The organism is Mesorhizobium sp. M7A.F.Ca.AU.002.02.1.1 (genome assembly GCF_003998535.1).
In the GTDB taxonomy this organism is placed as follows: domain Bacteria; phylum Pseudomonadota; class Alphaproteobacteria; order Rhizobiales; family Rhizobiaceae; genus Mesorhizobium; species Mesorhizobium ciceri.
In genome coordinates this window covers 1-2,288 of sequence record NZ_RZPB01000868.1, presented here as the reverse complement: position 1 = coordinate 2,288, position 2,288 = coordinate 1, and the positions used below count along the sequence as shown (strand labels likewise).

Sequence of the window (2,288 nt, the reverse complement as noted above, 5' to 3'; positions counted from 1 at the left end):
ATGCCGGGCACATAGGTGCCGGGCGCGGCAAAGGCGCCGATCAGGCCCGCGCGAGCGTTTGGCGCGCCGCAAACGACCTGCACCGGAGGCTTGCCGTCGCCGGTGTCGACGGTCAGCACGCGCAGCCGGTCGGCATCGGGATGCTGAACCGCCGTCAGCACCCTGGCGATGACGAATGGTTTCAGGCTCGACTTGTCGTCGACATGCTCGACTTCGAGACCGATCGAAGTCAGCCGCTCGACGATCTCGTCGAGCGTGGCGTCGGTCTCGAGGTGGTCCTTGAGCCAGGAGAGGGTGAATTTCATGGGACTGTTCCGTCTGGTCTTTTGACGCTTGATTTCAGATGTCTCGGCAGGTCGTCGGACATATGCAGGAAGGCAAGCTGCTCGCCGATATAGGCATGCAGCGTCGGCTGGAAATCGGCCGGCATGTCCATGGCGCCGAGCATGAAGTAGATGTCTTCTTCCAGCCGCTCGTCGACATAGGCGATGGGTGAGCCGCAGGTGCCGCAGAAAGAGCGCGTCACCGGGCCGTTCTCATACATCTTCAGCGCCTTGCCGGTGAACGCGACCTGATCGACCAGGAAGCCGACAAAGGCCGACACCGGCGCGCCGCTGGCCCGCCGGCAATCGCCGCAATGGCAGTAGCTGACGTGATGCGGTTCGGCAGAGGCCTCGAACCGCACGGCGCCGCAGCGGCAGCCGCCGGCATAGGGCGCTGTCATGCGCTCAGGCCTCCGAACAAAGTCGGCATGTCGAGCGGCCGGAAGCCGTAGTGCGACAGCCAGCGCACGTCTGCATCGAAGAAGGCGCGCAGGTCCGGCATGCCGTATTTCAGCATGGCGATGCGGTCTATGCCCATGCCCCAGGCAAAGCCCTGATATTCGTCCGGATCGAGACCGCCATGGCGCAGCACATTGGGATGCACCATGCCGCAGCCGAGGATCTCCATCCAGTCGGAGCCTTCGCCGAAGCGCACCTCGCCGGGCCGCGAGCGATCGCACTGGATGTCCACCTCGAGGCTTGGCTCGGTGAACGGGAAGAAGGACGGCCGGAAGCGCATCTTAACCTGCGGCACCTCGAAGAAGGCCTTGCAGAACTCCTCCAGCACCCACTTCATGTTGGCGACGTTGGCTGTCTTGTCGATCACCAGCCCCTCGACCTGATGGAACATCGGCGAGTGGGTGGCGTCCGAATCCTGCCGGTACGTCTTGCCAGGAATGACGATGCGGATCGGCGGCTTCTTCGTTTCCATGGTGCGGATCTGCACCGGCGAAGTGTGCGTGCGCAAAAGCTTGCGCTCGCCCTTCTCGTCCGGCTGGAAGAAGAAGGTGTCGTGCATCTCGCGCGCCGGGTGGCCTTCGGGAAAATTCAGCGCGGTGAAATTGTAATAGTCGGTCTCGATATCGGGACCTTCCGCGATGGAGAAACCGAGATCGCCGAAGATCGCGGCAATCTCGTCGATGACTTGGCTGATCGGATGGATACGGCCGCGCTCGGCCGGCGACTGCCGCACCGGCAACGTCACGTCGACCCTTTCGGCGGCGAGGCGGGCGGTGATCGCCACATCCTTGAGCTCAGCCTTGCGGGCAGTCAGCGCGTCGGTGACGCGGTTCTTGAGGCCGTTGATGGCCGGGCCTTTGATCTGGCGCTCCTCGGCGGTCATGGCGCCAAGTGTCTTCAGCATCTCGGACACGCTGCCCTTCTTACCGAAAGCAGCGATGCGCACGGCCTCGATGGCCGGCTCATCGGCGGCCGAGGCGATCTCGGCCAGAAGTGAGTTTTCAAGCGTATCCAGGCCAGTGGTTGCGTCGTTCACGGTCAAACTCGCTGCGTTGGGAGGTCGGCCTCAAAGTGAAAGTCACTCCTAAAGTGAAATCACTCCAAGGATCAGGCAAAAGAAAAACCCGCGCCAGCCGTGCCAGCGCGGGTTCCCCAAATCAGAATTGCGAATGCTTGGGAAGCGCTGGTCTTAGGCGACAGCGCTTTCAAAAGCGTTCGGCGTGGTGTTCTTCAGATATTCGAGCGCCACCTTGGCCTTGGCGACCAGGGCCGCGAAAGCCTGCGGCTCGTGGATGGCCATGTCCGACAGGATCTTGCGATCGATCTCGATGCCCGACTTGTTGAGGCCGTCGATGAAGCGGCCATAGGTCAGGCCATGCTCGTGGGTCGCGGCGTTGATGCGCTGGATCCACAGCGCGCGGAAGGAGCGCTTGCGGTTCTTGCGGTCGCGGTAAGCGTATTGCAGCGACTTTTCCACCGCCTGCTTGGCGATGCGGATGGTGTTCT

Annotated in this window: 3 protein-coding genes and 1 pseudogene; all 4 read right to left on the bottom strand. The window is 62.6% G+C overall.

Going from position 1 to position 2,288, the window contains the following annotated elements:
* Positions 1–305 (bottom strand): annotated as a pseudogene (locus EN879_RS32575) (phenylalanine--tRNA ligase subunit beta); the annotation flags it as partial.
* Positions 302–724, bottom strand: coding sequence for a GFA family protein (locus EN879_RS32570; protein ID WP_013528308.1), 423 nt, complete (start codon positions 722–724; stop codon positions 302–304). The gene EN879_RS32570 and the pseudogene EN879_RS32575, both read right to left, overlap by 4 nt.
* Positions 721–1,818 (bottom strand): phenylalanine--tRNA ligase subunit alpha, encoded by a 1,098-nt coding sequence (gene pheS, locus EN879_RS32565; protein WP_127274544.1) that lies wholly within the window; start codon positions 1,816–1,818, stop codon positions 721–723. The genes EN879_RS32570 and pheS overlap by 4 nt, the downstream gene beginning before the upstream one ends.
* 153 nt (positions 1,819–1,971) lie before the next feature.
* Positions 1,972–2,288, bottom strand: a 317-nt coding sequence (gene rplT / locus EN879_RS32560) for a 50S ribosomal protein L20 (RefSeq protein ID WP_127274543.1), incomplete at its 5' end; no start/stop codon positions are given.

Coding starts and splice junctions, on each gene's coding strand:
- EN879_RS32570 (WP_013528308.1), bottom strand. CDS start 724: ATGACAGCGCCCTATGCCGGCGGCTGCCGCTGCGGCGCCGTGCGGTTC.